Origin of the sequence: Streptomyces sp. NPDC058000 (genome assembly GCF_042886435.1) — a bacterium.
Classification (GTDB): Bacteria; Actinomycetota; Actinomycetes; order Streptomycetales; family Streptomycetaceae; genus Streptomyces.
In genome coordinates, this window is the sequence record NZ_JBHVQS010000123.1 from 1 (window position 1) to 6486 (window position 6486).

Here is a 6486-nt window from a genome sequence, read left to right on the forward strand (position 1 = left end):
CGTTCGTCAGTTCATGCCGACGCACCATGACGGACTCCTGCCCGCAACGGCATTAGATCCACCGCCCCGAGCAAGAGCCATCAGACACTGCCTAGGCCGGTCATTTCATCGAGGACGGGCGCGCCGCTGAAACCCGTGGTGAGGTCGTTGGCGGACGTCAACTGCAGATGTGGGCCGCCAACTCTGGTGGCCGGGAGCAGATCTCCGGCCACACCGAAGCCGAAGTGACCTTCTGGCGGGGCCTGCGCGGGGAACCCGAACGAACGCACCTGGTGCCCCCGGCAACCCGCTGCCGAGCCCAACGGCAACGGCCTCAAGCTTGCAGGCGCATTACTCAGACGCACGACGGCCACGTCTTCGTCTTCGGGAGCACGCCACAGTTCGTCCACGACATGACCCCCGACTCGGGGCGCATTTTCTACGTGGAGGAAAGCAAGCTGGACGGTCGCGCCGGGGCCGCCCGACGCGTCCTGAATGACGTGGGCACAAGTAACCAGGAGGCCCTCGGCCACCAGAATCCCCGCCCCGGCCACTTCCCCATCGGGTCCCAGGACCTGGGCCACGGCAGCAGGCAGGTCCATAGCCATACCGCCGGACGGCCCTATCTCGGCGTTGCCCATCGTTTTAGCCCAGGCTCTCGTCTGTGTGAGGGTGGTCCAAGCCGGAACTGCCCTTCTTCCACCCCAAGGTCACCTTCAAGTGGCAACCGGCTTGGCCCTTGGTGATTACTGCGCCAGCTTCGACGGCCAGGTCAACACCGAACTCGACCGTGATCTCGTCCGGACGGGCCTTACACAATTCATCGAGTGTGGCGCGCGCCGCTTCTACGATCGGCTCAAGGGCCCCTTGCAGGGTCCCCGACATCTCATGAAGGGCACCGCCGATACGACCGGCCTTCACCGGTCCTTCCCCCAAAGTCGACGTCTCCTGGACGAGAATGAAGCCCCCGCCATCCAACGGAAGCCGAGCAAGAGGTGCCAAAACGCCTCCTTCGCTTATCGTGCGTGCTCCACGCAGTTCGACATGGCGAACGGCCTGTAATCGGGGTCTCAGCCAGCATCGCCCAATGTGACCCGTAGGGCATTTCCGGTGGTCCGGATGATGGAGATCGCATGCGGGGCGGCTGCACCGTCAACGGCTGGCGCATGCCCGTACCCCAGGGGCGACTCGACTCAGCGGCCACCCGCCAGCCGAACTGGCCACGGGCTTCCACCGCCTCGCCGCACTACCCTGTCCCGCCAGCTGACCGGCAACCAAACCGCCCTGCCCGCCCACGTCCCGAAGGACCCCGGAGAACCCGACCATCGCGCCGGGACTCCGCCATGCACAAGCACCGAAATCGCCCCCCGCCCGAGAGCCGGCGATCAGCGACATCTCATCACCCCAACCGAAACAGCGAGGCTAAAACGTGTAGGTCCATCGCCGGATCGTTCCGCTCGCTGTGGTACGGGGAGATCTCCTGACATGGAGTGGGCTCGGTTTGAGCCGTACCTTCCGAAGAACGCGGTTCGGGGGGCGACGGAAGAACCACCGCCAGAGTGCGGCGTGTTACCCCCTACAACAGCGCTCCTTGCGCCAGTAGCCCGGCTTGCTCACGCGATGGGATAGCGACCTCGGGGGCTTGCCCAGTGGCAAGGAACGAACTGACGCTCGGGAAAATGATCGCGAAGGCGCGCAGGCGCAAGGGCTGGCCGCAGCGGGAAGCGACGCCGGCTGGTGTCACCGCGGCGGTCAAGGCATCCCGGCAGCACTTCCGAGCCGCCCGCTACGACACTCTGGCCAAGACCCTTCCCGGCCAGATCGGCCAAGCCCAGGCCCTCAAGCCGGCAGAAGTCTCTGCCACAGCGGTCGCCGACCTGTACAACATCGCCGCGCGGCTGTGCATCAAGCTCGGCGAGGACGGACTCGTCGCGATCACCGCTGACCGCGCTGAACTCCGCACGGGCCGGTGGGGATGCGTTGACGATTGCGGAGGCGCACCGGATGGTCTCCAGCGCGTGGCGGCGCCAGGGCCACCTGGCACGGGCAACCGACATCGCGGTGCGAGCCGCGCAGGACGTGCGGGCCGACCGCAGCGCCCCGGAGCCGGCACGGCTGGCAGCTGGCAGCTCGCTGCTGGCGACCGCCGCGTACACGGCGGCCAAGAGGAGCGACCGCCAAACCGCGCACGCGCTGATCGGGGAAGCAGCCCAGACCGCTAACGCCGGCCGGACGCCGCCCGATGCCCGCACCGATGCCGGGATCCAGCAGGTGCTGCTGCATCAGCTGTCGGTCCACTACCTCCTCGGGGACGCAGGACAAGCGATCGACCTGGCCAGGGCCATCGACCCCGCCGCGCTGCCGACGGCGGAGCGGCAGGGCAGGTTCTTCATCGATGTCGCCCGTTGCTTCGACCAGTGGGGCAAGCCCCTGCAGTGCTACCGGGCCCTGCTGGCCGCCGAGCACGCCGCGCCGCAGGAGATCCGCCGAGGGGCGGCTCGGGACCTGGCCGGCGGGCTGCTTCACCATGACCGGAGCCTTCCGGGCGTTCGTGCCTTCGCCGGCCGCGCGGGCGTTGCCCTGACCTGAGTCAGAGGGAGGGCGGTCAGGATGGCTTGGGTCGTGTAACCGGGATGTGTGATTCCACCCGCGGCCGGTCAGCTTCCTGGGACGATGTCGACTGAACGCTGATACCAACCTAAGGAGGTTCTGTGCCGTCCGATGGTGGTTCACACACGCGAGACAGGGTCGAGCTGGCGGTCTCCGATCCGTCGCAGTTCGCGCCTCTGCGCGATTGGATGAGTGGTCAGCCCGGGGTCGATGTGGCGGTGGTCGCCGGGACGCCGGGGCCGGGCGAGCTCGGCGTGCTGGACGTCCTCGTCGTGCTCGCCAGCAGCAGCGGGGTGGTGGGAGCGATCAGGACACTGCCGGACTTCATCCGCTCGCGGCGCTCCGGCATTCGGATCGAGACGACCGTCGACGGCCAGCCGTTCGTCTTGGACGCGACCAACGTCGACGAGGTCATGCCGATTCTGGAGCGGCTGCTCGATGACTGAAGCCGGCCCGTTACGCGATTATTCGCGCTCGCGTGCGGTGCTCATCGGCGTCTGGGACTACGCCCATCTGGCACCGGTGCCGGCTGCGCGCAACAGCCTGGAGCGAGTGACGGGGTTGCTGACCGGCCCGCTGTGCGGCTGGTCGAAGCCGCGGGTGGAGGTGCTGCGCAACGTCCGCCGACGCGACCGCTTGCCCGACCAGTTGATGAAGCTGTTCGACGGCGTCGAGGATGTCGCGCTGTTCTACTTCGTGGGACACGGGCAGCTGTACGAGGACGAACTGTGCCTGGCGTTGCGGGAATCGCCCGAATCCGGTCCGCGGCGCACGACCGTTGGGCTGCCGTTCTCCGATGTCCGCGCCGCGCTGCGGGCATGCGACGCGCAGACGAAGATCGTTATCCTGGACTGCTGCTTCGCGGGTCACGCGGCCCGGACCGAGCACACCCTGGCGTCCACGTCCACGAGTGTGATCGACAAGACGCTCGGGACGGGCGCGGTGACGATGGCGGCCAGCGGCGCGTACCGGACCGCCTGGTTCGAATCCGCTCCGGACGTGGCCGACCCGCAGACCTACTTCACCAAATACTTGGTCGACGTGATCGAGCAGGGAATCCCCGGCCATCCCCGGGGCCTGCCACTGGGCCCCATCTACGCTCGGACGGCCGACGCACTTGCCCGTGACCACCGGCCGGAGCCGACCCGGTCGGTCCGGCACGACGCGGACCGCTTCATCCTGGCCCGCAACGTCGCCAAGCCCCCCGAGTCTCCAGCAGCCCTGCCGGGAGCGCCGACGGCGTCCCCATCCCGGGCCCGCGACACAACGCCTCCCAGCATCCCGGCACCATCCAGCCCGTCCCCGGACAGTGGCGCCGAAGCGGCAGTGCCCACCGCGCGTCGCGGAACGAGCCGCCGCAGTATCGTCCTCGGTGGCCTCACCACCCTCGCCACGGCCTCGGGCGCAGTCCTCATAGGATTACGACTCGCCAGCGGCGCCAGCGACCATGGGGCGAGGGGCAATCCAAGCTCCCATCCGAGCGCCGGCGGCCATCAGCCGACCAACGATCCAAGCCCGCACCCGTGGTTCAGCATCACCAACCGCACCGGCAGCGTGAGCCCGATGGCATTCAGCCCCGATGACAAGACCCTCGCCGGCAGCGACAGTGACAACACCATCGGACTGTGGGACATCGCCGCCCGAAAACGCACCGGCACCCTCACCAGCAGCGCCAAGGGCGTAGATGCGGTGGCCTTCAGCGCGGACGGCAAAGTCCTCGCCACCGGCTACAGCGACAACACCGTCCGGTTATGGGATGTCACCGCCCGGAAGAGCATCACCACCCTCACCGGCCACACCTCATCGGTGGTTGCGGTGGCGTTCAGTCCCGACGGCAAAACCCTCACCACCGCCTGCATGGACAACACCGTCCGGTTATGGGATGTCACCACCTGGAAGAGCATCACCACCCTCACCGGCCACGCCGAACCCGCGAACAAGATGCGTCTCGTGGCGCTCAGCCCCAACGGCAAAACCCTGGCCAGCGTCAGCGAAGACCACACCATCCGGCTGTGGGACGTCACCACCCAGAAAGACACAGTCACCCTCACGCTCACCGGCCCCAATTACGCTGCGTCGGTGGCCTTCAGCCCCGACGGCAAGACCCTCGCCACCGGCTGCTACGACAGGACCGTCCGGTTGTGGGACATCACTGCCCGGAAGAGCATCGCCACCTTCACCGGCCACACCAGCGAGGTGGACTCCGTGGTGTTCAGCCCCGACGGTAAAACCCTCGCCAGCGCCGCCAGTGACGGGATGTTCAACTACGGTGACCCCGTCGTCCGGTTATGGGATGTCACCGCCCGGAAGAGCATCGCCACCCTCAACGGCCACACCCGCCCTGTGGACTCCCTGGCGTTCAGCCACGACGGCAAGACCCTCGTCAGCGCCAGCGGCGACCACACCATCCGACTGTGGAAGCTCACTTGAGGGCGGCATCAGGGTTGTTCGACTCTAGAACGAGCCCGCTCCACGTCTGAGAGATCGCCGACCCCACGCGGGACGGAACGATGCAGACGTGGCGCGCCTACACGACCCGTCGGACACGGCTTACCGACCTCGGCTCTTTGGGGTGATGGATCGGCTGCCTCATTGATGGGTGGTCACCTGTCTCGGTAGATCGTTTGGCATGCGCTATGCGGATGGGGGGGCGGGCTGACGGCGAAGGCACGTCAGCGCCGCGAAACGGTTCGGTTGGAAGCCGCCGAGCTGTTCACCGAGGGCATCCAGCCTCCGGAGGTCGCCTGGAGACTGCGGGTGAGCTGCAAGTCGGCCTACCAATGGCACCAGGCGTGGAAGCAGGGCGTAGTAGCGGTGCTTGCCTCGCGCGGGCCGAAGGGGCAGCGATGCAAGCTGTCCGCTCGGTGCCAGAAGAAGCTGGCCACGTACCTCGACCAGGGGCCGGCCGCCCACGGCTGGGACCAGGACCAGGTGTGGACGGGTGTACGGGTGGCCACGCTGATCGGCCGGAAGTTCCACGTGTCTTACAGCGTCTCGGGGGCCACCCGGCTGATGCACCGGCTCGGCTTCACCCCGCAGGTCTCCGCGCGCCGGGCCGCGGAACGCGACGAGCAGGCCGTGGCCGCGTGGAGGAGGCGACCTGGACGGAGGTAGAAGCGCGCGGGCGGCTTGCGCGGGATGGATCTGCTTCGAGGGCGAAGCCGGATTCACCCGCAGGCCGCTCAAGGGGCGCACGTGGGAACGACGCGGCGTCACCCCGGTCGTGAAGGTCAGCGGCCGGAGCTCTGGACAGGTCTCGGTCGCCGGGCTGATCGCGATGCGCCCGGGCTCGTGGACCTGGCTGTGCCACCGCGTCCTGCGGGAGGGGCTGACAGTCTTCCTGCTGCCCGTCTGCGCACCGGAGTTGAACCCGGCCGAGTACTTGTGGGCACACGTGAAGCACAGACTGGCGAACCTCGCCAGCGTCGCACTCGACCGACTCGAAGCCCTCGTGCGCAACCGCCTCAAGCGACTGCAGTACCGCGGTGACATGCTCAACGGCTTCCTCGCCAGAACCGGACTCTCCCTCGCCTCCCACCGCCAGCACCTGCAAGCGCCGAAGTCAGTAGCAGTTCCTAGACGAGTTCAAATACCCAAAGAGATCCGTTGGCAGGATCGAGGCGGTCGCCAACCTGTAGCGCGCCGTTGCGACTGAGCAGCACCTGGTCAGCGGCGTTGGCCCAGTTAGAACTAATCCACTGATACTCGTCGTTCGCCGATTGAAGGATCCAGGTTTGAGAAAGATCGCCACTGTTGACAGGCGCTAGGCAGTGTCTGATGGCTCTTGCTCGGGGCGGTGGATCTAGGGGCTGTCTGTGGTTGTGATCAATCGGCTTGCAGGAGACTGCCGATCCAGATGGTCGCTGCGCGGAGATGGAGTCCGGCGAGGTAGCTCTC

General features: G+C 67.3%; 7 protein-coding genes. 5 read left to right on the forward strand and 2 right to left on the reverse strand.

Annotation, left to right across the window (positions count from 1 at the left end):
* Window positions 1-80 precede the first annotated feature (80 nt).
* Window positions 81-620, reverse strand: coding sequence for a serine protease (locus ACFVT2_RS43105; RefSeq protein ID WP_390027923.1), 540 nt, complete (start codon window positions 618-620; stop codon window positions 81-83).
* 4 nt (window positions 621-624) lie between these two features.
* Window positions 625-981: a CU044_2847 family protein gene (locus ACFVT2_RS43110; protein WP_390027925.1), complete on the reverse strand. Its 357-nt coding sequence runs from the start codon at window positions 979-981 to the stop codon at window positions 625-627.
* 1002 nt (window positions 982-1983) lie between these two features.
* Between ACFVT2_RS43110 and ACFVT2_RS43115 the strand changes: the two genes are divergently transcribed.
* From ACFVT2_RS43115 to ACFVT2_RS43135, 5 genes are all read left to right on the forward strand, one after another.
* Window positions 1984-2568, forward strand: coding sequence for a hypothetical protein (locus ACFVT2_RS43115; protein WP_390027927.1), 585 nt, complete (start codon window positions 1984-1986; stop codon window positions 2566-2568).
* Window positions 2569-2690: 122 nt separating this feature from the next.
* Entirely contained in the window at window positions 2691-3035 is a 345-nt protein-coding gene (locus tag ACFVT2_RS43120) for a hypothetical protein (protein WP_390027930.1), read from the forward strand.
* Window positions 3028-5019: a caspase family protein gene (locus tag ACFVT2_RS43125; protein WP_390027933.1), complete on the forward strand. Its 1992-nt coding sequence runs from the start codon at window positions 3028-3030 to the stop codon at window positions 5017-5019. The genes ACFVT2_RS43120 and ACFVT2_RS43125 overlap by 8 nt, the downstream gene beginning before the upstream one ends.
* Window positions 5020-5283: 264 nt before the next feature.
* Window positions 5284-5703 carry a winged helix-turn-helix domain-containing protein gene (locus ACFVT2_RS43130; protein WP_390027936.1) on the forward strand — a complete coding sequence of 140 codons (420 nt, stop codon included), beginning with the start codon at window positions 5284-5286 and terminating at the stop codon, window positions 5701-5703.
* Between the two features lie 109 nt (window positions 5704-5812).
* Window positions 5813-6244 (forward strand): hypothetical protein, encoded by a 432-nt coding sequence (locus ACFVT2_RS43135; RefSeq protein ID WP_390027937.1) that lies wholly within the window; start codon window positions 5813-5815, stop codon window positions 6242-6244.
* The last annotated feature ends 242 nt before the right edge of the window (window positions 6245-6486 follow it).